We start from the raw sequence: 23,792 nt of genomic DNA, 5'->3' as shown, positions 1-23,792 counted from the left end.
CGGCAGGTGGCTAGTGGCTGGCGGCAAGTAGCTGTCTGCTAGCCGCTCGAACTAGAGGTGCAATCCGCACTCAGTCTTCTCGGAGCCCGCCCAGCGACCCGAGCGCGGATCCGCACCCTCTGCCACTCGCGCGGTGCATGTCGCGCAGCCAATCGACGGGAACCCCTGTTGCGTCAGCGGATGCACAATGAGGTCGTTGTCCTCGATGTACTGGGCAACATCCTCATCTGTCCAGGTGGCCAGCGGGTTGAGCTTGATGCGACCAGTCTTGTCGATTTCCAGTACCGGCGTGTGTGCGCGGGTCGGCGCGTCGACGCGCTTCAGACCTGTGACCCAGCCCTCGTAGGGGCGCTTCACGGCAGACAGCGGCTCGACCTTCCGCAATGCGCAGCATCGCGTCGGGTCGGTCTTGTACAGATCGACGCCCTCTTCGGCGTCCTGCTCGGCGCGGGTGCGCTTCGGCTCAATCGACAGCAGTCGGTTGTCGTAACGCTGTGCGACCTGCTCTGCCACGTCGAGGGTCTCCGGGAAGTGGTAACCGGTATCCAGGAAAATCAGATCTGCCTCCGGCGCGTGCCGAGCAGCCAGTTCCGCCAACACTGTGTCCTGCATCGACAGGGTCACGGCCAGTGGCGTGTGCAGGTGCTCCGCACCCCATTCCAGTACTTCCCCAGCAGTGGCAGTCTCCAGCTTGGAGCCCCACTCCAGTGCGAGCTCAATCAGACGGCGAGCAGTTTCCGGGTTGTCCAGCGCGTCTTCACGCGCGAGCGCCTCCTGAGTCTTAATGACCTCAGCGGTTTTCAGTCCCGTGCTCATGACGCCACCTTTCTATCGATATGTCCGTGCAGTTTCACTGTGAATACCCGGCAGCATTCGCGGCATTGCCAGGCGTAATCGGTTTCCAGGTCGGGCCACAGATCATCACCGCCGCAGTAAGGGCAATGCATCACCGCACCCCGGTTCGGATTGGGGTGTGCGCTTCGGCCACCGATCCCCAGTCGCGCTGGCGTCTCGTCTTTTTCGCTTGACGACGGCCCCTGCGACCGAACCCCATTGGGAGATTCACTCACTTCAGGTCCTCCTCATCAGCGCGGACAATCCACTCGCGGAACTGTTCACCCTCGTGGCGCTGCTCCTTGAAGTGATTGACGACGCGCTCGATGTAGTCACCCAGTTCTGCCGAGGTGACCTTGTGTCCGCGAACCTTGCGGCCGAAGTTGGCATCGAGCCCCAGCGAACCACCGAGGTGAACCTGGAAACCCTCGACACGGTTGCCCTCGTCGTCGGTGACAATCTGCCCCTTGAGTCCGATGTCGGCAATCTGCGTGCGGGCGCAGGCATTCGGGCAGCCATTGAGCGCAATGGTGATTGGGACGTCGAGGTCACCGAGGCGTTCCTCCAAGTCGCCCACCAAATCAATTGCGCGCTGGCGCGTGGTGACAAGTGCGAGCTTGCAGAACTCTAGGCCGGTGCAGGCCAGGATGCCCCGTCGGAAAGCTGAGGGCTTGGCAGACAGGCCAATTTCGTCGAGTTCTGCGAGCAGGGAGTCGACCTGGTCGTCGGCGACGTCGAGGAGAATGAGCTCCTTCATCACGGTGGTGCGGACGCGGGAAACACCGTGGCGCTCGGCGATGTCGGCGAGTTTGACCAGATCAGAGCCCGGAACACGGCCAACAGCGGGCTTAACACCGACGTAGTTGAGACCGTCGGCCTGCTTGTGCACGCCGATGTGGTCACGGTCGCCTTCGAAAGGTTCGGGTGCGGGGCCGTCGATAAGCTTGCGGTTGAGGTAGTCGTCTTCGAGTACCTGGCGGAACTTCTCCGCGCCCCATTCGGCAACGAGGAACTTCAGACGCGCACGATTGCGCAGGCGACGGTAGCCGTAGTCCCGGAAGATGCGGCACACGCCCGCCCATACCTCGGGAACCTCGTCCTCTGGGATCCAGGCGCCGAGACGCTGGGCGAGCATCGGGTTGGTGGAGAGACCACCACCGACCCAAACGTCGAAACCGGGGCCGTGCTCTGGATGATTGACACCGACGAAGGCAACGTCCTGGACCTCGTGGGTGACATCGAGACGCGGGGAACCGGAAACTGCCGACTTAAACTTACGCGGTAGGTTGGAGAACTCGTCGCCGGAGAGGTACTCCTCCTTGATGCGGCGGATGGCGTTGGTGCCGTCGACAATTTCATCGGCCGCAACACCGGCAACCGGGCTGCCTAGAATAACGCGGGGAACGTCGCCGCAGCCAAAGTTGGTGTCGAGACCAACTCGCTCAAGGCGGTCCCAGATCTCCGGCATATCTTCGACGCGAATCCAGTGCAGCTGGACGTTCTGGCGGTCGGAGAAGTCCGCAGTGTCGCGGGCGAAGTCGCGGGAAATCTCGCCGATGGTGCGAATGCCCTCGGTGGTGGTCTGGCCACCGTCGAGGCGGACGCGGAGCATAAAGTACTTGTCCTGCAGCTCGGCGTTGGTCTTCACGCCGGTGTGCTCACCGCTAAGCCCCTGCTTGCGCTGGGTGTAGAGGCCAATCCACTTAAAGCGAGGCGCTAGGTCCTCCGCGGGGATGGAGTCAAACCCCTGCTTGGAGTAGATGTCGATAACACGCTGCTTAACGGCGATGCCAGCATCTTCTTTCTTAATGCGCTCGTCGTCGTTAAGTGGCTCGCGGCCGTCGATAAGCCACTGCCCCTGTGGCTTCGGTGCGCGCTTCTTACGTCGGGTAGCCGCTGCGGAAGCTGGACGCTCGGCGGTTTTCGTAGGAGAGCTCATGGGGAATCTACCGAATCACTTTCGTTTTGTTCTCGTTGACCGAATTAGTTTCTAATCTTTATAGACCGTTTGGTCTACGTTGCATTGCAGGCAACATTAGACCGACCAGTCTGGCTAGTGCAAGCCGGGACACGCTCGGATACCTAGCGGACTTCCGCTTCGCCCACGCGGACACCGTTTTTCGCACCCACTTTGACACCTTCAGAAGCATCCTCGGCCCCGGCATCAACCGAAGCGGGTGATGGAGATCCAGAACTAGGCACATCAGCCGAGGAAGACTGAGAAGTCGGCTCAAGTTGGACCCGCTGACGCAGCCCCGGAAGAGTGTCGTGCGAACGCGCCCACAGCACCAGCACAACGACAACAAAAGCCCACACGAGCAGCGCTGTCGTCAGTACGCCCCCAGAAACCAGCGACGAAAACAGAGTGCGAATATTCAGCCCCACCAACACGCCGCCGATCGCAATCCCAAGCAGCCGCGGATTAATGCGCCCCACCAGGTACGCAGCCAAGGGTGCCGCAATCACACCACCGCACAACAAACCAATTACCGGTGCGGCATGCTGAGTGAATTCCTCCCGCAGCTTGGGCAAAAAGCCCAGTACAGCCGCCAAGGCAACGAGAAATTCCGCCGCAGAGACAGTACCGATAATCTTGCGCGGCTGGTCAGCCTCAGCGCCGAGCAAAGTTGAGGTGGTAACAGGCCCCCAACCACCGCCTCCAGTGGAATCAAGCAGGCCACCAAAGAGCCCCAGCGGAGCGAGCTTCTTCGCCCCCCAGGCCTTCTTCTTGCGCTTAACATTGGCCAAAAAGGCGAAGCGGATAATCACCCACAGACCGAGGAAAAGCAAGATTGTCGAGGTCACAGGCGTCGCGGCATCACCGTCGAGATTCGCCAAAAAGGTCGCACCAATAAAGGCACCGATAGCACCCGGCACGCCAAGACTCAGCGCGCGTCGCCAGTCGACATTGCCGAATCGCCAGTGTGAAATACCGGAGGCCAGTGTCGTACCCACCTCTGCTACGTGAACCACCGCCGACGCAGTGGCAGCACTACTACCAGCGACAATAAACAGCGAAGTAGCGGTGACACCGAAAGCCATCCCCAGAGTGCCGTCGACTAATTGCGCGCCAAGGCCGATTAGCACGAAGACTATGAGTTTTTCCATGACAAGCCCTTCCCCGCTTACCCAACCAGAGCCTGCCGTTGCCACGATGCTCGCACGACGAGCCCCTTTCAGAGCTCATTCAGCAGAAGCGATGCGCAGCAAAACCCTCTCAAGCCAAAGCAGTGATTCTTGCGGTGTTTTGTGTTTGCTTTTTGTAGACCAGTTTGTCTATATTCTGTTTCAGCAAGCATAGACCGGTTGGTCTACGATAAGCAATCGCGACAAAGAAAACGTAGAAAAAGGATTCCACCCAATGACCAACGACCAGACTGCAGCCCAGAACACGGCCGCTTCCTCACTGCCCGATCTCGCCAACTCCACCACGCCACTGCGTGTAGCCGTGGTTGGCTCGGGCCCGGCCGGCATCTACGCCTCCGACGCGCTGATGAAGTCCGGCCGCGATGTCGCCATCGACCTCTACGAGCGCCTTCCAGTGCCGTTCGGCCTCATCCGCTACGGTGTTGCGCCAGACCACCCGCGAATCAAGGGCATCATTAAGTCCCTCCACCGAGTGCTGGACAAGCCGCAGGTTCGACTGCTGGGCAACGTGGACGTCGGCAAGCAGGTCAGCGTTGATGAACTGCGCCAGTTCTACGACGCCATCATCTTCGCCACTGGCGCGACCGGCGACCGCGATCTGAACATCCCGGGCTCGGATCTGCCGGAGCACTACGGCGCCGGTGAGTTCGTAGGTTTCTACGACTCCCACCCGGAGTTTGCTCGCGAATGGGACCTCTCTGCTGAGTCGGTCGCTGTGATCGGCGTCGGTAACGTGGGTCTCGACGTCGCCCGTATTCTCGCCAAGACTGCCGATGAGCTGCACGTCACCGAAATCGCCGACAACGTCTACGACGGCCTGGCAAAGAATGCCGCCCGCGAAGTCCATGTCTTTGGCCGTCGCGGTCCGGCTCAGGCAAAGTTCACTCCACTGGAGCTGAAGGAACTGGACCACTCTGACACCATTGAGGTTGTCGTGAATCCGGAGGACATCCAGTACGATGCCGCCTCCGAAACGTCCCGTCGCGAGTCCAAGATCACCGATCAGGTCTGTACGATTCTGGAAAACTACGCCATCCGCGAGCCAAAGGGCGCCCCGCACAAGCTCTTCATCCACTTCTTCGAGTCCCCGGTCGAAATCATCGGCGAGACCGGTGAAGATGGAGTACAGCACGTCAGCGCTATCCGCACCGAACGCACCGAACTCGACGGCGAGGGTGGCGTCCGCGGCACCGGCAAGTTCACCGAATGGCCGGTCGGTGCGGTCTACCGCGCAGTCGGCTACCGCTCCGACGCAGTCACCGGCGTACCGTTCGACACCGGCACGCACACCATCCCAGATGCCGGCGGCCGCGTGCTTGACGACATCGACGGCAACCACATCCAGGGCCTGTACACCACCGGCTGGATTCGCCGTGGCCCGGTCGGCCTAATCGGTAACACCAAGGGCGATGCCAACGAAGCTGTCGGCAACCTCATCGCCGACTGGGAGGCAGGTCGCCTGGCCGCACCTGCAAAGCCCACGCATAACGACGTCGACGAGTTCCTGGCCGACAAGGGCCTCCAGGTCACCACCTGGGAGGGCTGGCACGCACTCGACGCCGCCGAGCGTGCCGCGGGCGAAGCCGAAGGCCGCGAGCGCAAGAAGCTGGTCGAGTGGGCTGACATGGTTGCGGCCTCCACGGTCGTCGCAAAGCAGCCAGATGCCGATGACGTGGCCGAAGCTGTGCACGAAGCTGTTGTGGAGACCGTCGCGAGCTAGCGCATCGGGTCTAACCGGACAGTTGATTGTGCACGTCAGTCGATCTTCGGATTAGAGTTAATACATGGCTTATCATGCAGACTCATCCAACCTGGACGTCAAGGAAGTTCTGACCTGGGAAGGCTTCGGCGTCGCCTCCCGTGAACTGGCACAGCAGATTGTCGACTCGGACTTCGACCCGGAGATTATTATCGCCGTGGCCCGCGGTGGCCTGCTGCCAGCAGGCGCACTCAGCTACACCATGGGCGTCAAGCTCTCTGACGCCATCAACGTCGAGTTCTACACCGACGTGGCGGAGACCCTGCCGGATCCGGTTCTGCTGGAGCCGCTCCTGGACATCGAATCGATTTCCAACCGCCGCCTGCTGGTCGTTGACGATGTGGCCGACTCCGGTCGCACGCTGCATCTGGTGCTCGACCTGCTCAAGAAGCACGGCGCTGAAGTCCGTTCCGCTGTGCTCTACGGCAAGTCCCGCTCGGAGATTGCACCGGACTACGTCTGGAAGCACACCGATGACTGGATCGTCTTCCCCTGGTCGGCCGAGCCACCGGTACAGAAGTCCAAGTAGATCAAGTAGCTTACGCACCACAGCGGGCACAAAAAAGTGCGCTGCAGCGTTCCTTTCCCAAGCAACACCAGCAGCGCACACTAGGTCGTCGAACTACCCCAGTTCGACGACCTTAATCTTTGATGCCGCCTCCGATGCGCGCTCACGAGCAGCATCGACAGAATCCGCGGTCGAAACAGCAACACCCATGCGGCGACGCGGGCCGGCAACCGGCTTACCAAAGATACGAATATCGGTCTCCGGAATAGCCATGGCCTCCGTCAGCCCGGTGTAACCCGGCTGCTCGATGTCAGCACCGCCGTAGACGACAGCGGAGGCTCCCGGGGACACCAGCGTGACGTCGATAGGCAGACCCAACACTGCGCGCGCGTGCAGCTCGAACTCGGAGAAACGCTGCGTACCCATGGTGACCATGCCGGTGTCGTGCGGACGCGGGCTGACCTCGGAGAACCACACCTCATCGCCGCGGACAAACAGCTCGACGCCGAAGATACCGCGACCGCCCAGCGCGTTGGTGATGCGCGCGGCGACAGAGCGAGCATTGTCCAGGGCGTTTTCGCTCATGGCAGCCGGTTGCCAGGACTCAACGTAGTCACCATCCTGCTGACGGTGGCCGATGGGCTCACAGAACCACGTTGCCCCCTCGCCGGTCTCCGGATCCACGGAGCGCACGGTCAGCAGCGTGATCTCATAGTCGAAATCGACGAAGCCCTCCACGATGACGCGACCGGACTCAACGCGACCGCCACTCATGGCGTAATCCCACGCGGCCTGGACATCCTCCGGCGAACGCAGCGTGGACTGTCCCTTGCCCGAGGAACTCATGACCGGCTTGACCACGCATGGGAAGCCAATCTCATCAACAGCTGCGGTGAACTCATCAAAGCTGGAGGCGAAGTGATAGCGGGAAGTCGGCAGCCCCACCTCTTCCGCAGCCAGGCGGCGAATACCCTCTCGGTTCATGGTCAGCTGAGTCGCCCGTGCGGTCGGAATAACGGTGACGTCCAGCGTCTCATCTTCCTCGACCTCTGCCAGCACCTCGGTTGCCAGAGCCTCAATCTCAGGGACGATGAAGTGTGGCTTGACCTGGAGAATCAGATCCCGCAGTGCACTGGAATCCGACATATTCAAGACGTAGGCGTGGTGAGCGACCTGGTGTGCCGGTGCATGCTCGTAGCGATCGGCAGCGTGCACCTCAACGCCAAGACGCTGGAAAGCAATGGTCACCTCCTTGCCGAGCTCGCCAGAGCCGAGCAGCAGAACTCGCGTTGCTCCCGGCTGGTACGGGGTTCCGGTGACTTCAGGGGTGAACATCGAGATAAATTCGCTTTCGTCTACGGCACATACGCTGCGCAACCAGCAGCTGTTAAATTGATTGCCTCCAGCATACGACAGCGAGCTGATTCACCGCGGCGGGCACGGGCGGGAACCTAGCGCGGGAACACCCGCTGGAACTCAGCCAGCGCCACCTCACGGTCAGCGGCCAGGACAACATTCGCCACCGCTCCGGCTGAATCCTCCACCACCTGGCCGCGGCGTGCTGGCTCATCTGCAAAGGTTCGCTTATCGACGCCCACGAGACGCATCTTCTCCACTTCCCCGGTCACCGCACCGACGGCCACCATCGCGGCAAAGAGGTCATGAACCTGCGCCTTGTAACCGACTCCAACTCCCTGGTGGAACTCAAAGTAGAACTTCAGTGAGCGACGCAGAACACGCAGTAGCTCCGGGTTCATACCGGCATCTCGCCAGGATTCAATCTCAGTATCACTAATGGTGATGGTCTCGGTGACATTGAGCGGAACCAGCGTCGGCACCGGCGCGCCTGCGGCGGTGGCGATGCTGCGCACGGCATCCTCCGGGCGCTCGACGGCCACAGCGCCCGCGGTGCCGAAGACCTCGATGACCGCGGTGGGGTCAACCCAGAAGTTCCATTCCGCAAACTCGGTAACGTTACCGTGGTACTCCACAGCACCACCCATAATGGTCACGCCGTCGAGCTCCCGCATGAGTTCCGGGTACTTCTTCAAAGCGGCCACGTAGGTGGTCATAGGGCCAGTGACCAGCAGGTGCACCTTCTCCCCCGTCGACCGTGCCTGCTCGATGACCTGGCGCCACAGCGCCAGCGGATCCGCCGCTCCTGCGCGCCCCGGTTCGTAGATGACGGCCGGTGGCGCCAGGTTGTAGCCCAGCCCGTACGGGCCATGAGTCTCAGGCGTGGTGGTCAGCTCACGGTCAGCGGGCCCCTCGAAACCGCTGACGACCGGAACCTCCGGACAACCACAAAGATTCAGCATGTACTTGGTATTACGGGCAGACCATGCCGCAGTGGTGTTACCACCTGCGCAGGTCACACCCACCAGCTCGATCTCGCCTGCGGTATGCAACCCCGCGAGGTAGACGAGAGCAAGACTGTCATCGATACCCGTGTCAACGTCGGCAAGCACTTTCAAACGCGTCATAAGGTCAAGTGTGACACGAAACACGCTCAGCCCGCAGAGCTAAACACGGGCAAAACAGGGATACAGACGAGTTTCCGCTGGTGCTGGCCGGGTTTACTAGTTCGTCGACATCGCTGCATCACCCACCGGAGCAGGCTCCGGCAGCGGCATATTCAGCTCGGCCAAGACCTCGCGCAGTCGCGTCGGGTAGTCGGTGATGATGCCGTCGACACCAGCGGCAATTTGCTCGCGCATGGTCTCCTTTTCATTTACGGTCCACGGCACCACCTTCATGCCGGCCTCATGCGCACGGGAGATTAGCTCCGGCGTGGCGACCGGGTGGTAGTCAGCATCTGACGGTGTCTTGCCGTAAGGAATGCTGTGCGTCGGTGAGAGCACCTGCACGCCGAGCTGCTTGGCGGCCTCGATGATGTCGCCATTGACCTCGTCGTAATTGACATCGCCAATCCAAGGAGAATCCTTCTTCCAGGTGGTCTCGTCCCACAGCATGACCAGCGGAATCTCCGGGTTCCGTTCCGCGACCAGCGGCAGCGAGCGCCAATCGAAGGACTGAATCATCACACGATTAGCCACACCCGCGCGGTCAATCTCGTCGAGAATCACATCGACGAACTCCTGCGGTTCTGCCGAGTCAGCGCGCTTTTCGCCCTCAATCTTGGTCTCAATGTTGAAGTGGATGTCCTGGTTGTCCTTAGTCAGCTCGAACAGCTCCGGCAGGGTCATCATCCTATTGCCCTTGATTGGCTCCGCATCCGGAAAGTCCTCGAGCTTCTTGTCACAGACCAGGGTTTGTACCTGCTCATAGGTGAGATCATGCACGAGCTTGCCGACGTACGGGTACTGCGGATCCCCCTCCGTCACTGGCTCGGTGTCCGAGCACTTATCGTCTTGGATCTCCGGATCGTGCCAGACCATAGGCACGCCATCCTTCGTCAGGACGATGTCCAGCTCCAACGTCGTAACGCCCAGCTCCAACGAGTTGATCATCGCCTGCTTGGACTCCTCCGTCCACTCACCGCGACCACCACGGTGCGACTGCAGATCAAAACCCTCCGGCAGCTTAGCCATCGCAGCCGGCCGCACATTCGCGGCCGCATTCAGCTCAGCAACCTGCTGCTTTTCAAAGGTCTTCTCTTCGCTCGACGTAGTGCTGACCGCGCTTGCACTGCTTGACGACGATGCCGCGTCGTTGTCTGCATCATTGCTGCAGGCTGCAATAGGAGAAATAGCAAACGCGCCCATAGCGATGGCCGCGATTGCGCGGCGCGTGCCGTGGACGCGTGAATTCTGAGGCTGCTCGCTCTGCTTGGTCCGTTCGTCAAACATGGAGTCAGATGAGTTGCGAGAAGACATGGCCGGTGATTTTCCTCTTTGGGCGTAGTATTAGCGACTTCATAGCGACGGCGCAGTACCGACAACACAGTGTCGACAAACTACCGTCGGAGGTTTACGGAACACAGAAATCTAGATGAAAACTGTGTGGCGCGCCACTACTTTAAAACGGCCTGACAGCACTCGCATCTGGAGAGAGTGCGGGGTGAGCGTTTAATTTCCCTCTGCTTTTGGAATCTCGCCTTCTTGAGCGACCTCTGACCCATCCCAGGAGTACGTAACGGGAGCGTTGTACTGGTCTTTAAAGGCGAAGGCACCGCCGTCTTCGATCATTTTATTGACATCGAAGAAATTGACGGTCACAGTTTTGCCATCGCCCTCGACCGAGTTGATTGTCTGCGGACCACCGGCGGTACCCACGTACTCGCCCTTATGAAACAGCAGCACTGCACCAGCGGTAGTTGAATGCGTAATTTCATTCTGTACTGCTGAGGCAAAGGTCAACTCGCTGGTGGTATCCCAGTTCGTATCGTCCGTGACTGTCCAACCGCTGCCATTGCCACCTTCCATTGAGTTCAGGTCGGCAACCGCTTCTTCGAAAGCCTCTTCCTGGGTTGGCGCAGAAGAACCCCCATCGGAGTCGTTGTCATCGACATCCGGATTGGGGGTATCTGCACTTTCACTGTCATCCTCGACAGTGGTGGTCGTAGTGATGGTCGTCGTTTCTTGATCTACCTGAGAAGCAGAGGTCGGTGCTGCGGTCTCATCAGTGGAGCAACCGGACAAAGCCACTACACCTGCGACCGCCGCGCTAACCAGCATCGACCCGCGACGAACTGAATGACCACTCATGGCTGGAACCTCTTCTGTTCTCTCAAGTTTTCTCAAGCACTGCGCTACGACGGAGCATTACTTTCTCATGTCCGACTCTGAATTGAGTTTACTTGGGAAAACTCAAGAGACCCCGGGAGTGTCCAAGAATTTTCGAAAGCTCTCGAAAATTCTCGGGAGTCCTTAGGAAGCGGGTGTCGCGCCGCCGGGAATCTTGCCCTCGTGGACGACGTGATCTCCGTTCCAGAAGAAGTGAACATTAGAGGTGAACTTGGCCGCATCAGCGTTCGGCGCACCTGCGGCCTCCTGGGCCTCCCAGTCGTGGTAGATGACCGAGATGTTCTTACCATCAGGGGTCGGCGTCACCTTGTTGATGTGCTGAGGCCGGTCAGAGTCCGTACCAATAAACTCACCCTTGTGGAACATCAACAGCACAGTGGAGGACTGAGCGTTGCCCTGCTTGGCCTGATCTGCGAGAGCAAAGCTCAAATCGCTACACGGGCTGAAGTTGGAGGTGCCAGTGTACTTCCACCCATCATGGTTGTTCGGACGCTCCCTGTTGACCTTATCCAGGGCCTCCTGGATTTCAGGTGCTGCCGGGTTCGGGGTACAGCTATCTGCCTTCGCCGGAGCCGGTGCCGGCACTGGGGCCGGTTCCGCCTGAGCCGCGGGAGCTGCAACGGCTCCACCTACTGCGGAGAAAACCATCGCGCCGGAAAGTACGGCGGAACTTGCCAATCGTTGTACTCGGTGTCCTGTGTTTTGCATGAAAACCACACGCCTTCTGTCGTTTGGACTTCTGTCGTTGGACCACGCGGTGAGGCCTACGATACAAAAATGACTCTGGGATGCCAGTGTCAACTGACAATTCCCAGAGCCTTCTCGTGGTTAGCAAATGTTCTTTTTTACAGCAGCCAGCAGTTTCGACACCGAAGATTTTTTATCTAACAGTTCGATAAAGCCGGGTCGAAAGCCGGACTATTTTCCGGCTAGTTCGCCACTGCCCCCCAGGCTAAGTACCCAGCGCTAGTTGCCCAGCGCTAGTTGTCCAGCACATCGTGGACAACGATGGTCTGGTCACGACCCGGGCCAACACCGATGTAGGAAATGCGAGCGCCGGAGAGCTCCTCCAGGCGGTTCAGGTAATCCTTGGCCTTGTCCGGCAGCTCATCGAAGGTGCGGCAGCCAGTGATGTCTTCGTCCCATGCAGGCATGGTCTCGTAAATCGGGACAGCGTGGTGGAACTCCGACTGGGTGAGTGGCATTTCGTCGTGACGCACGCCATCAACGTCGTAAGCGACACAAATCGGAATCTCGCCGATACCAGTCAGGACATCCAGCTTGGTGATGAACAGATCCGTGAAACCGTTGACGCGCGCGGCGTAGCGAGCCAGCACCGAGTCGTACCAACCACAGCGGCGCTTACGGCCGGTGTTGACTCCGACCTCACCGCCGGTGGTCTGCAGGTACTCGCCCCACTTGTCGAACAGCTCCGTCGGGAACGGGCCAGCACCGACGCGGGTGGTGTAGGCCTTCATGATGCCCAGCACCGAAGTGATCTTCGTCGGGCCGATGCCGGTGCCCACGCAGGCACCACCAGCGGTTGGGTTCGAGGAGGTCACGAACGGGTAGGTGCCGTGGTCGACGTCGAGCATGGTGGCCTGGCCGCCCTCCATGAGGACGTGCTTGCCGGCATCCAAAGCCTGATTGAGCTCAAACTCCGAGTCGATAATCATCGGGCGCAGACGATCGGCGAAGCCCATGAAGTAATCAAAGACTTCATCCGGGTCGATAGCGCGGCGGTTGTACAGCTTGACCAGAATCTGGTTCTTCTGAGCCAGCGAAGACTCAATCTTCTGGCGCAGAATCGACTCATCCAGAATGTCCTGGACACGCAAGCCCGTACGGCCGACCTTGTCGGCATACGTCGGGCCGATACCGCGGCCAGTGGTGCCGATAGCGCGCTTACCCAGGAAGCGCTCGGTCACGCGGTCCAGCGTCTGGTGGTACGGAGCAACCATGTGGGCATTGCCGGAAACGCGCAGGCGGGAGGCCTTTGCACCGCGAGCTTCGAGGCCATCAATCTCGTCGAAAAGCGCCTCGAGGTTGACCACACAGCCGTTACCGATAATCGGCACCGCGTTTTCCGACAGCACACCCGCCGGAAGCAGCTTCAGCTCATACTTCTCACCGCCGACGACAACGGTGTGGCCGGCGTTATTGCCACCGTTGGGCTTGACGACGTAGTCGACGCGGCCACCGAGAATATCGGTTGCTTTGCCCTTGCCCTCGTCGCCCCACTGGGCACCGACGATAATGATTGCGGCCATAGTCCTACTTCAACTCCTGGGATTGCAGACGACGCATTAGAGTGTAGTCCTATGCGTATTGTTGTGCTGCAGTGTGGCCCCGATGTACCCGCGTTTTCCCAATTGCTCCGCCAATCATGGTCTACATCAGCACCGTCCACACCATCAGCACCAGCTACTCCGGCACCACCCGCCTATGCGCTTCACGACGTCGCGATGATCCCCACCCGCAAGGAGCTGGCTTTCATCGACGACCTGGCCAAGGACGTACTGCCTGTCGATACAGCTCCGACGCCGGAGGAAATCTCCAAGCAGAAGAAAGTCGACCACTTAGGCGCTCCGCAACCCGCTCCGCAAAAGCCGAGCGAGCCGTTACGAATTGTGGTCGTTGGCACCGACGCGGCACTGGCTACCGTGGCAACCTACCTGATGCGCAAGAACCTCCTGTGGATTGAAGTGGCACATGTCCCCACCGCGCCCTCGACCGCGGCCAAAAACTGGGGCATCGAAGGAGGAGAAGGGCTCGATGCGGCGGCCGCGCTCACACGCCCGACGACGCCAGTGCCGCTGATTCGCGACGACACCGGCCACGCAATTGTTGGTTACGCCCTACTGACAGAGCCGGGAATTACCGGAGTGTCCTCGGCAAACGGGTTTACTGGCGAGGTCTATGTCGACGAGCATCAGATGTTCTCCGGCACATCCACCGGCCTGCAGATTCGCCCTACCCCCGATGCCCCGGGCATCGTTGCGGCCGAAGTTCCGGCGCCGGATGCGGAAAACGGTAACGAGGGTGAGAGCGGCAAAGGCCTGCTGAGCCGACTCGGATTGGGGCGCGGTGGCCGTCGTAAAGCGAAAGAAGCCCCGGCCCGCGAGCTACACCGTCCGATGACGGGTCGGGCAGTTCAAGTTGGTGGCCTGGGCTTCCGATATGTGCGCGATGGCGTGGAGTCACGAAAGCCGAGAGAGAAGACAACTCTGTACCGACACCTTCGCGACTTGCAGATTGTGCACTAACTGCGGCGGGCAATAGCCACGGTCTGCCTGTGCGAAAGTGGCGTGCATGAAAGTGACCTGCGCGAAAGTTCGAGTACAGATAACATTTGGGTGTTAAAGCCACTGCCCGCCACTGCCTCGATAGGACAGCATCATGACTGACAACACCCCACGGCTACGCGCTGGCGACCAAGCCCGCCACACTGCGCTGGAACGCTTGGAATGGGCATTCCGCGATGGCCAGATTGACTTTGCGGAATTGCAGGAGCGCACCGAGAAAGCCCAAAAGGCGACGTACATCGATGAGTTGCCCGCATTGACACAGGACTTGTCGCTGCCCGCGAACCTGGCCGAGCCGACTCCACATGCGCACCCAAACCCTAACCTGCGCCCGAACCTACACAGCGTCCCGGACGAGCACCATTCGGTGGCACCGAATGCAGCCAACAATCATCAACCAGCTCGGATTGATAGCTCCGCCGCGGCAACTGGTTCGAAGCTCTCCATCGGCATCTTCGGCGGCACCGACAAGAGAGGCCCATGGACGTGCGCTCCCACGCACACCACGGTGGCGGCCTTCGGCGGGACTGGCTTGGATTTCCGCGAGGCCATCCTGACCGCGGAAGCTACTGTCGTCAACATTGGCTGCGCCTTCGGTGGAGTCGACGTCATTGTCCCCGACCACTACCAGGTTGATGTCGACGTGCTGCCCATCTTCGGAGGCACGGATGTTACTGGAAACCCGGGACGTAACCTTCCTGCTCCTGGCGCAGGACAGGCTCCGAAGATTATTGTGCGCGGCTTCGTCGCTTTCGGTGGCGTCGAGGTCAAGCGCGTACCGCACTAGAGCACGCTGCAGTAGCAAGTGCGCCTGGCGAGCCACTACTCGCCCACGCCTCACCGGCTACTCGTCCCATACCTCCGGTGGCATTGCTGGGAACGGCGTCGTCGGCGGCAGCGTTGCCACAGCTGAACGTCTGGACAGGCCACACACCTGCAACAGGTCCACCACCAAGGAGCGGGACTGCGCAAACACAACCTGTTCCGACAGCGTTGCGTCCTCGATCACGCGCGGGTGCATTTTCGCCGCTAGACGACGCAAGTACCGAACCACGTCTTCAAGCTTGACCTCTCCGGATCCCTCGGAAAGCTGAGCGATAGCGATGTCGCCGGACTCGAAAGGCAACTCGCCCCACTCTGGGATTCGGCGCACGGCGGCTTCGTCGTCAAGCACATGACTGACCAGACGCGTACCTTCAGACACGCCGAGAACAAGTGCGCACAGTTCGGACGAGAAGTCGATGTGGTCCTCACGTGCTGTGATAGCGCGACGCGCGAGCACACGGATGTTGCGCATGGCGTTGTCGACGGGATGAACCATACGTGACAGCGAGTGGATTCGATCCCGGGAGCGCCAGAGCAACGGCGAGATACGGACCTGCTCGCCCGCGTCGGCGACAGTGCGGTCCATCAGCGAGACTTGCGCCTGCATGGAGCGCACCACGCTCAGTGCGGTGCGGATGCGATCGGTGTCGCCCTCTTTCATGCCGATGCCGATGTCATAAAGTACATCTGCACCCATGTCGAGGACCTTGGCCACCTTGCGGCGAGCACCCACCAGCGGGCTTCGCGGCAATATCATGAGCACAATAATGCCCACCACACCACCGACGAGAGCATCGATCATTCGGTAATAAGAACCAGCGGTGCCCGGCGGAATAATGGTGGCGATGAGCACGGCTGAAGATGCCGCTTGGTTGACCACAAGCGGTCCTCGACCGACAAACACACCGATGACCATGGCGACGAACACACCGACGGTCAGCTGCCAGATACCCGAGCCGAGGATGGAGATAATCACATCACCAATGCCGACTCCCAACGAGGCACCGAGCACCAACTCCACAGAGTGCTTTAAGCGAGGACCTGCGGTCATCACGTTGAGGCTGATGAAAGCGGCCATCGGCGCGAAGAACGGGTTGGGGTGCCCCAGTACCTCAAGTGCGAACCAGTAGGCCAACCCAGCGGCTAACGTGGCTTGGACAATGAGCATCCAACGGGAGCGCACACGGTCAATCGCATGGAGGAAACGCGTGCGGGGCCTCACTTTCTGACGCAACTTGTTTGCTGCGCGGGAGGCCGGATGTAGGTACGTATTGCGAAAATCTTGGAAATCCGGGCGCGGATTATCCTCGACGAATTGCGTTTCCTTAGCTTCGACGAGGTCGTCGACATGCGCGGGAGCAAGGTCCTCTAGATTCCTGGCAGCTGCGGCATCCTTATCTTCCCCACCAGCTATGCCAGCCATGCCGAAGTCACCATCCTCATGTAAAAAACTGTGCGCTTTTTATGTACCCGTTGTGCTGTTGTGCACTCTTATGTGCCCGCTGAATCTCTGTGCGCGATTAAAGACCCAGTTCTGGCAACGCGGATTCATCACTGTCACGCAGCAACGCCATCATGCGATCGAATTCATCATCCTCGCCGATAGCCTTAGCAGCCTTAGCCAACGCTGCGAAGGCGCGGAGCACACCACGATTCGGCTCGTGCTCCCACGGAATGGCTCCGAACCCCTTCCAGCCGTTTCCACGCAGCAGGTCCAGACCGCGGTGGTAACCAGTGCGAGCGAAGGCATAGGCCTGAATCTCCTGGCCCTCGGACAAGGCGCTTTCAGCCAAATCCGCCCAAGCCTGGGAATCGCGCGGGCATGCGCGAACCACGGCCTCCGGGCTTGCGCCACCGTTGCGGGCAGCAACGGCCTCGTCAAGAACGGGGAGCTTCACGGGAGCAGGAGCCATCATGTCATTGAGTTTCATGCGTCCTATTGTGCCAGGCATCACGTGGCGATGGCAGGGGCTCAGTAGGTGACTCCCTGTTGGCAACGGCGGGCACAGCGCGGTGGTACAACGTCGGCAAGCGCCAGATGACGACCAACTAGCGTTCCCCGACTACTCCGGGCAGCTCGGCTTCGTCGAATCCAACGACTCACCATTTTCCAGCTTGGTCGCAACAAAATCGGCCACTCGGGCGCACGCTTCCATCAGCATCCAACCCGACAGTTGGACAGAGAGGTCACGCTCCTTAATCGCCGAACCGCGAACCGCGCCACCGACTGATTGCGCAACCGAACCGCCCTGTGGGAACTGAGCATTATCGTTCCAATCTGCGGGGAAAAGCGGCAGGCCATCAACCTCGAGGCGGTGGTACCAGCACTTCTCCCCCGAAGCCAGAACCAGTCGGCGAGCAATGCGAGCTGCCGCGCGATTCATGCGATTGTCTCCAGGCAAACGCACCGCCGCATCGGCGAGGTATCGCACCAGGATGCCGTTGAACAGACCACCATCGCCGCCACCGGCACCGGCGATAACATTGTCGGTGGTCGCCAAATCCTTTGCCACCGCGTGGATGAGGTTTTGCACGCGCGTGAAATACTTCGTCGCCTGTTCACGCTGGCCGTGCGCCCGAAGCGCAAGTCCCACTTCGAGGCAAGCGCCAATCATGACACCCTGGTTGTACGTAAACATGCCCTTCTGCACGACGGCACCTGCCATGGACAAGCGAATGCCGTCGTAGAGCAGCCCTGAGTCCGACAGGAGGTTGGCGTAAACCCAATCGATAAGTTCCTCTGCCTCCTTGATACGACCAGCCCGGGCCAGAGCGATGGCTGCAGGACCGTTCGAGGGGACGTTGAAAAAGAGGTCCTGCTCACGCCACGGCAGCACACCCGTGGACTCCTGCCGACCATCGCCCAAGCATGAAATCAGCCGTGCTGTCGTCTTCTTGGGCACCGATGCGCCGAGGACAGCGTCGGCACGCCCGAGCGCCAACGCCATCCACGCGCGATCGTCGTAGTACTTGTTCTTGGTCAGCAGCGTGAGGTTGCGAATGCGGATACCCCGAGTGGTCTGGCGGATAGCGCGGTACTTCTCCTTAGAAGGCACGCGCTTGGCTGCGTCTACCAGGCAGTCGAGATACTGCGCCTGCCACCAGTAATGCCAGTTGATGAAGACCTTATGTCGAAGCGGCGCGGGCCAGGAAGCCATTGCCAAATTCGTGCCCGGAAGACCCCACAGCTTCGCCGCATGACGGTTGCGAATCGCCTGTTCAGCCACGTCCGCACGATAGGCCCACGTTTCGGCCTCCGGACGCGACATTTTTAGAACCACTGGCTCTCCTTAAAACGGCTGCGAAACAGCTCTAAAACAGCCTTCGAAATAAAACACCTAAGCAGACAATTACCAGGCCGCGGTGATATCTGCATGAGTACGAATCCAAGAGTGCATGGCAATACCCGCCGCTACCCCCGCATTTATCGAACGCGTCGAGCCAAATTGGGCAATCGACACCGTCAAATCCGCCGCCTGCTGTGCTTCTTCAGTCACTCCCGGCCCCTCCTGGCCGAAGAGCAAAAGACAACGCTCGGGCAACTCAACGGTTTCGATGGGTACGGAGCCCGGCACATTGTCCACGGCCACGACAGCCAAATCATGCTCGCGCGCCCAGCTAATGACCTCCGACACCGTCTCGTGGTGCAGCAAGTGCTGGTAGCGGTCAGTCACCATCGCGCCGCGACGATTCCAACGCTTGCGCCCCACGATGTGCACGGCCTCCACCAGGAAGGCATTTGCGGTGCGTACCACGGTGCCAATGTTGGAGTCATTCTCAAAATTCTCGATGGCGATATGCAACGGATGACGACGCTTATCCAGCTCCGCGACGATAGCCTCCATCGTCCAGTAGCGGTAGGCATCGACGACATTACGTCGGTCGCCCTCATCCAGAAGCTGCTCATCGTATTCTGGGCCGGTCGGCCGGGGTTCGTTCGGGTGCTCCTGCTCCCACGGCCCCACCCCGACACGAGCCTCAAACCATTCCGTCGGCCCCTTCCCGGGCTCAGGCGCGGTCAAGAGCCAACAGCCCCTCGACCAGGAACAACTGCGCCACGGTGTAGGTGTCCATCACTGCCGCATTCAGAAGCTTGCCGACGACGCCCTCCTCCGCAAACATCTTTCGAGCCATCAGTAGCGTGTCGGAGACGAGGAACAGGTTGCCACCGTGGCCGAGGCCGTAGGCGGCATCGGCAATCGGCAGGCCGGTCTGCTCATCAGTACCGACAGCACCGGCACCCTCCAGCAGCGCCGGGTCATCGGCCAGTGCGGAGGTCACAGCCAGCAGCGGACCGTAGCCAACAGCAGCGGGCAGCGCCTCGGGCTTTACAGCACCGACCAGCGGTACCGAACCAGCCCACAGTGGGAAGCGAATGGCAGCACGCAGCGCGCTAATCCGAGCTCCGGCACGCCACAGCAGCACGTGGTAGGCAACCTGGTTAACTGCGAACGGCACAGAACCGCGGTTCAGGTTCGGCTTATTCGGCATGAGAATCAAGTCGCCCAGCCAACCGCCGGCGAGGCCGATGAGCAGGGTGGTCGTCGTAAAGCGAGACGTCTCGTGGCGACGGCGCCAAACATTGGCCGCCAACAGTGGCATGAGGACAGTCTTGGAAACTCGACGTGGAGTCTCCCAGCCGAAGGCACTGGAGACAACGTTGACCGCACTGGCGGCGATATAGCCGGCACGTTCTGGGGCACGGCGGGTGTCGGAGCTTGCGCTGGCGATACCGCCGAGTGCGCCGAGGCCCTCGCCCGTGCGACGCACAAACATGTCAGCGACGGTTTCCTTGGTGCCGGGAAGTTTGGTCGTGGTGAGCTTGGACAGGAGTCCTGCGCGCTTGGTGGTCATGGGGATGTTCCTCTTTCGTGGGACTGCGTTGGGGCGGTGAGCTGGGTGAGGCTCGGCGAGCAGGGTGAGGCTCGGCGATAGCTCTAGCGCTCAGATTCTTAGGCCAGACCCAAGTCATCCAAACCGAGCAGGTAACGGTAGTCCAGGCCTTCAGCCTTGATGACCTCGTCGGCGCCCGTCGCGCGGTCAACCACCGTGGCGACACCGACAACCTCAGCACCGGCCTCACGTAGTGCAGCGACGGCAGTCAGCGGCGAGTTGCCCGTGGTGGTGGTGTCCTCCACAACCAGGACCTTCTTGCCTACAATGTCCGGTCCCTCGATGCGGCGCTGCATGCCGTGCTTCTTGGCTTCCTTACGCACCACAAAGGCATCAATTGGACGCCCTTCGGCGTGCATGACAGAGGTAGCCACCGGATCCGCGCCAAGCGTCAGACCACCGACGTGCGCGTAGTCCCAGTCTCCAGTGAGCTCTCGTAGCAGAGAACCAATCAGACGCGAGGCCTCATGATGTAGAGTGGCGCGGCGCAGGTCAACGTAGTAATCAGCCTCACGTCCAGACGACAGCGTGACCTTGCCATGAACAACCGCCAGCTCCTTGACCAGCTCGGCCAAACGCTGCAGCTTCTCCTGATTGACATTGCTCGTGTGGATGCTCATCTGAGGTTGTCTCCTAAATAAACGACTGTGTGCTCAAGGATATGTCTGGTTCTACTCGTCCGCGGAATCAGGGGTTACGCCCTTGTCCTCGGACATAGATTCGGTGGGGTCGTCGCTGCTGTCGAGGTCTGGGGCGGCGTCGGTAAAAATACTGGCGGGCTTCACATTTGATCGCACCACACGCCCCTGGCTCGAGCGCATCCGGCTATGTTCGGGGTCCTCCCCAAGCGCAGGAATCTGCTGGCCAGAATCTCCAATGTCCTCCGACTCGCCAACGTTTGCACCCATCTTTCGTGCCGTCGACCGCGAAGGCAGCGCCGTCGGATCCAGCGGTATATCCCGCGTAGGGCGCCACGACGAACCGTCAATCGCCTGCACCACCGTGGGTTGTGCATTGCTTTGCGACGGCCACTGCGAATCATCCGTGGTTGCATCCGCGGTAGCAGCGGACGAGGACGAAGGAGAATCTGCGTAAACAATTTCCTCAACGTCCAGCGGCTCTTCACCCTTGCTATTCTGCGCGCTGTGACTCTGGGCATGCCCGTTCTGTGAGCTGTGATCCTGCGATTCGTGGTTAGCAGAACCGTTGCGACGCTGATCTGGTACCGCGTGCAAGTGCCCACGCCCGGTTCCATCCGAAATCAAGGAACCAGAGTCAACGGACTGCTCGGTGAGCTGCAAACGAGTGGGATCCCACTGATTAGTGTCCGGAGCGACGGTTTCGCCTTCCGCCGGTGGCAACCTGCGCGCAATGTCGGAGAAGTCCGACAGCGATGCCAGTGCACCGTCCCAGTCCTCTGGCACTGAATTATCAATCAGCTGAGCCAAGGACCAGGAGTTTTCGGACCACATGCGGGTAATGGCCGGGTGTACGTCGGCAAGCATGCGGGTTGCACGGTCGTCGAAGATGCGATGAATGAGCTCTGGGTCGGTAGCTGCGACTACCAGGCCGGCTTCGGTAGCTACGTGAGGCAGCGTCGTGCCGCCGCTGCGGCGCAACTCGAAAACCTCATCGCTGGATACAGAGCGGCGGATGGCGATGGTGGTGATGCCGCCGACATCGGCGAGGTGCATTTCCCGGCCAAAGGCGAAACCGGAGACCACGGCCTTGGCATCGCCGTCCGGCGTACGCTGCCAGTACGACGGCAGCTCATGGTCCACACGGTTATAGACAGAATTACGTTCCTGCGCCCAGGCTTTCCGCAAGTGACGCACACGGCGACCGCTGATACGTCGACGGATAGGGGCCACTGATTGCTGCTGAGCGCGCTGCGGTTGCGCGGGCTGGGTGGACACAGTGGGCGGGGTGGCCTGGGTGGCCTGGGTGCGCGCCGCACGATCGGATGATTGCGGCACTTCGTCAGTCTCGGCATTTTCGCCGGGCACAGCCTCGAATTCTGCACCGTCAACAGTTCCAATGCGAGCGTCAGGAGCAGTGGTGCTGTTGGCATCTATGGCACTGGTGTTGTCCACTAAACCTGTCTCGGGCTCATCCGTGGTATCGGTATCTTCAGCAGTCACCGACTCGGCTGGCTCCATGCCAGGCCCTGCTCCAGATTCTGTGCCAGACTCCGCGCCGCTTCGGAGAGTCACGTCCGTTCCCGCATTCAGATCAGCTGCTGCTTCCGATGTTTCGGCAGCACCCGCGTCTTCTGTTGCTTCGGGCATTTCAGCAGTGGCCGCCGGCTCGATTCCCGAGACAGATTCAGGCTCCGTCGGTGTCTTTTCTACAGCTGAAGTCCCCAGTTCTGTCGTCGAAACCTCAGTTTCAGAATCAACTTCAGCGGCGCTATCAGTCTCAGCGGCAACCTCAGAGTCAGCGTCAGCTGCGACATTCGGTCTCGCCACAGAAGTTGTCTCGGGGCTGCCTTGCTCCGAAGAATCCGACTGTTCGGACACAACATCTTCTGCCGCCACACCGGTTACTTCGCCGGTGGAGTCCGAGGGCTCGTCGTAAAGCGATGGCGATGACGGAGACGCCACAGCAGTCTCACTTGTGCTGCGACGGCGGCGGTCGACAACGAACAGCGCGACTGCGGCGATGATGAGAATCGCTGCGAGGGTGAATACTAGGGGAATCATTAATCTCCTAGCTTAAGCCAGAAGCCGTTCTATTTGGTCAGCGACAAGATGCCGTCCCCCGTCTGGCGCAATGCCAATGCCCGAGGAGAGAGCGTACGGGACTCTCTAGGACGGTAAAGGGCGAGGGGCAAAAGCCACATGGACGGCACATCTGGGGCCCTGGGGCGGTCGCCCTGGCCCGGGCCCGCTTAGAAGCGGACGATAGGCAGGCTCGGATTGCCAGCCCACTGGGACCAGCCACCGACATACAGAGAGGCCCCCGTGATGCCCGCTTCTTCCATAGCCTGAATGAACAGCGAGGAATGAAGACCGGAACCGGAGTAGACCGCTACATTGCGACCGTCTTCGATACCGACGGAGGCAAAGCGCTCACGGAGCTGCTCAACAGGCAGGAAGGAGCCGTCGGCATTTTGCAGACTGCGAGCCGCCAGGTTCACAGCACCCGGGATGTGACCTGCCTGCAGATCGACGCGCTCACTACGACCTTCAAAACGGCTGGGCTCACGCGCATCCACCAAAATTCCACGCTCAGACCAGGTGCGTACGTCATCGAGGCTGGCAACAGGCATATTGCCTTCACTCACCGCAATCGTTCCAGGCCGCGGCAGATTTCCGGGCCCGAAGGCAGTCTCGTTTCCATCTGCTTCCCAAGCAGCTAACCCACCGGTGAGGACACGCACATTCTCCAAACCTGCCCAGCGCAGAATCCACCAAGCACGTGACGCGAACAGTCCATCGCCCGCGTCGTAGACGATCACGAGATGCTCCGAGCGGACTCCCCATCGACGGACGGCATCGCGCACACGCTCGATATCCGGCAACGGGTTGCGACCAGCTTCTCGGCTTGGAACACCTGCTAGGTCCAACTCGGGATCACAGAACACGGCCAGTGGGATGTGAGCCGTGGCGTAGGAGTCATATGGTTTTTTAGCACGCGACCAGCGTGCGTCAACGACGACGATACGACCGCCGCCGGCAATCTTGTCACGAAGCTCTTGTACCGAGATGGATGTTGTCATAATTCCGGATTCTAAATCGATTGACTTGGTAGCGCGATATGTACGTTATTAAAACTAGGAGCTTGGGAAGGTGCATGAAGACGCTGCTCACCTG

21 protein-coding genes are annotated in these 23,792 nt (G+C 60.2%); 4 read left to right on the top strand and 17 right to left on the bottom strand.

The genetic code is table 11. From position 1 onward, the window contains the following. Nucleotides 1–51: 51 nt before the first annotated feature. From HMPREF2562_RS10485 to HMPREF2562_RS10475, 3 genes are all read right to left on the bottom strand, one after another. Nucleotides 52–816, bottom strand: a complete 765-nt coding sequence (locus HMPREF2562_RS10485) for a phosphoadenylyl-sulfate reductase (RefSeq protein ID WP_048734528.1) — start codon at nucleotides 814–816, stop codon at nucleotides 52–54. Between the two features lie 250 nt (nucleotides 817–1,066). Continuing rightward, nucleotides 1,067–2,773 carry a nitrite/sulfite reductase gene (locus HMPREF2562_RS10480; RefSeq protein WP_016421533.1) on the bottom strand — a complete coding sequence of 569 codons (1,707 nt, stop codon included), beginning with the start codon at nucleotides 2,771–2,773 and terminating at the stop codon, nucleotides 1,067–1,069. 143 nt (nucleotides 2,774–2,916) lie between these two features. Further along, complete coding sequence (locus HMPREF2562_RS10475) at nucleotides 2,917–3,942, bottom strand: sulfite exporter TauE/SafE family protein (RefSeq protein WP_049193775.1); 1,026 nt, start codon at nucleotides 3,940–3,942, stop codon at nucleotides 2,917–2,919. A 253-nt stretch (nucleotides 3,943–4,195) separates the two neighbouring features. On the opposite strand from HMPREF2562_RS10475, the gene HMPREF2562_RS10470 reads away from it, so the two are divergent. Together HMPREF2562_RS10470 and HMPREF2562_RS10465 are read left to right on the top strand one after the other, a co-directional pair. After that, on the top strand, nucleotides 4,196–5,701 hold the full coding sequence (locus HMPREF2562_RS10470) for an FAD-dependent oxidoreductase (RefSeq protein WP_049189473.1): 1,506 nt from the start codon (nucleotides 4,196–4,198) through the stop codon (nucleotides 5,699–5,701). 64 nt (nucleotides 5,702–5,765) lie between these two features. Continuing rightward, complete coding sequence (locus tag HMPREF2562_RS10465) at nucleotides 5,766–6,269, top strand: phosphoribosyltransferase (protein WP_048734520.1); 504 nt, start codon at nucleotides 5,766–5,768, stop codon at nucleotides 6,267–6,269. Nucleotides 6,270–6,362: 93 nt separating this feature from the next. On the opposite strand, the gene purT is transcribed toward HMPREF2562_RS10465, so the two are convergent. From purT to HMPREF2562_RS10435, 6 genes are all read right to left on the bottom strand, one after another. Then, entirely contained in the window at nucleotides 6,363–7,583 is a 1,221-nt protein-coding gene (gene purT / locus HMPREF2562_RS10460; protein ID WP_070429386.1) for a formate-dependent phosphoribosylglycinamide formyltransferase, read from the bottom strand. A gap of 116 nt (nucleotides 7,584–7,699) precedes the next feature. Further along, complete coding sequence (locus HMPREF2562_RS10455) at nucleotides 7,700–8,731, bottom strand: nucleoside hydrolase (RefSeq protein WP_049189472.1); 1,032 nt, start codon at nucleotides 8,729–8,731, stop codon at nucleotides 7,700–7,702. 96 nt (nucleotides 8,732–8,827) lie between these two features. Continuing rightward, complete coding sequence (locus HMPREF2562_RS10450; RefSeq protein WP_070429387.1) at nucleotides 8,828–10,084, bottom strand: glycerophosphodiester phosphodiesterase family protein; 1,257 nt, start codon at nucleotides 10,082–10,084, stop codon at nucleotides 8,828–8,830. A 192-nt stretch (nucleotides 10,085–10,276) separates the two neighbouring features. Further along, nucleotides 10,277–10,915: an LppP/LprE family lipoprotein gene (locus HMPREF2562_RS10445; protein WP_048734507.1), complete on the bottom strand. Its 639-nt coding sequence runs from the start codon at nucleotides 10,913–10,915 to the stop codon at nucleotides 10,277–10,279. Between the two features lie 162 nt (nucleotides 10,916–11,077). Next, entirely contained in the window at nucleotides 11,078–11,662 is a 585-nt protein-coding gene (locus HMPREF2562_RS10440) for an LppP/LprE family lipoprotein (protein WP_069358963.1), read from the bottom strand. Nucleotides 11,663–11,934: 272 nt separating this feature from the next. Next, nucleotides 11,935–13,224 (bottom strand): adenylosuccinate synthase, encoded by a 1,290-nt coding sequence (locus HMPREF2562_RS10435; RefSeq protein ID WP_016421542.1) that lies wholly within the window; start codon nucleotides 13,222–13,224, stop codon nucleotides 11,935–11,937. A gap of 51 nt (nucleotides 13,225–13,275) precedes the next feature. On the opposite strand from HMPREF2562_RS10435, the gene HMPREF2562_RS10430 reads away from it, so the two are divergent. Together HMPREF2562_RS10430 and HMPREF2562_RS10425 are read left to right on the top strand one after the other, a co-directional pair. Further along, entirely contained in the window at nucleotides 13,276–14,220 is a 945-nt protein-coding gene (locus HMPREF2562_RS10430) for a hypothetical protein (RefSeq protein WP_224433541.1), read from the top strand. A 133-nt stretch (nucleotides 14,221–14,353) separates the two neighbouring features. Further along, complete coding sequence (locus HMPREF2562_RS10425) at nucleotides 14,354–15,046, top strand: DUF1707 SHOCT-like domain-containing protein (protein ID WP_070549992.1); 693 nt, start codon at nucleotides 14,354–14,356, stop codon at nucleotides 15,044–15,046. Nucleotides 15,047–15,103: 57 nt separating this feature from the next. Here HMPREF2562_RS10425 and HMPREF2562_RS10420 read toward each other — a convergent pair whose 3' ends face one another. From HMPREF2562_RS10420 to HMPREF2562_RS10385, 8 genes are all read right to left on the bottom strand, one after another. Further along, a complete protein-coding gene (locus tag HMPREF2562_RS10420) occupies nucleotides 15,104–16,507 on the bottom strand; it encodes an FUSC family protein (RefSeq protein WP_070549991.1) in 1,404 nt (467 codons plus the stop codon). Between the two features lie 97 nt (nucleotides 16,508–16,604). Next, nucleotides 16,605–17,015, bottom strand: a complete 411-nt coding sequence (locus HMPREF2562_RS10415; protein WP_016421545.1) for a DUF3151 domain-containing protein — start codon at nucleotides 17,013–17,015, stop codon at nucleotides 16,605–16,607. A gap of 132 nt (nucleotides 17,016–17,147) precedes the next feature. After that, entirely contained in the window at nucleotides 17,148–18,365 is a 1,218-nt protein-coding gene (locus HMPREF2562_RS10410; RefSeq protein WP_049169856.1) for a glycoside hydrolase family 76 protein, read from the bottom strand. Between the two features lie 69 nt (nucleotides 18,366–18,434). Beyond that, nucleotides 18,435–19,106 (bottom strand): TrmH family RNA methyltransferase, encoded by a 672-nt coding sequence (locus tag HMPREF2562_RS10405; protein WP_038626765.1) that lies wholly within the window; start codon nucleotides 19,104–19,106, stop codon nucleotides 18,435–18,437. Continuing rightward, on the bottom strand, nucleotides 19,093–19,938 hold the full coding sequence (locus HMPREF2562_RS10400) for a lysoplasmalogenase family protein (RefSeq protein ID WP_070549990.1): 846 nt from the start codon (nucleotides 19,936–19,938) through the stop codon (nucleotides 19,093–19,095). The genes HMPREF2562_RS10405 and HMPREF2562_RS10400 overlap by 14 nt, the downstream gene beginning before the upstream one ends. A 98-nt stretch (nucleotides 19,939–20,036) precedes the next feature. Beyond that, nucleotides 20,037–20,597, bottom strand: coding sequence for an orotate phosphoribosyltransferase (pyrE, locus tag HMPREF2562_RS10395; protein WP_049169851.1), 561 nt, complete (start codon nucleotides 20,595–20,597; stop codon nucleotides 20,037–20,039). A 51-nt stretch (nucleotides 20,598–20,648) separates the two neighbouring features. Further along, nucleotides 20,649–22,679, bottom strand: coding sequence for a type III secretion system chaperone family protein (locus HMPREF2562_RS10390; protein ID WP_070549989.1), 2,031 nt, complete (start codon nucleotides 22,677–22,679; stop codon nucleotides 20,649–20,651). Nucleotides 22,680–22,867: 188 nt separating this feature from the next. Beyond that, on the bottom strand, nucleotides 22,868–23,698 hold the full coding sequence (locus tag HMPREF2562_RS10385) for a sulfurtransferase (RefSeq protein ID WP_049169848.1): 831 nt from the start codon (nucleotides 23,696–23,698) through the stop codon (nucleotides 22,868–22,870). Nucleotides 23,699–23,792 lie beyond the last annotated feature (94 nt).

Source organism: Corynebacterium sp. HMSC077G07, assembly GCF_001809225.1.
Lineage (GTDB): Bacteria > Actinomycetota > Actinomycetes > Mycobacteriales > Mycobacteriaceae > Corynebacterium > Corynebacterium jeikeium_D.
The sequence above is the reverse complement of the archived record's forward strand: the minus strand, read 5'-3'. Positions and strand labels throughout refer to the sequence as shown.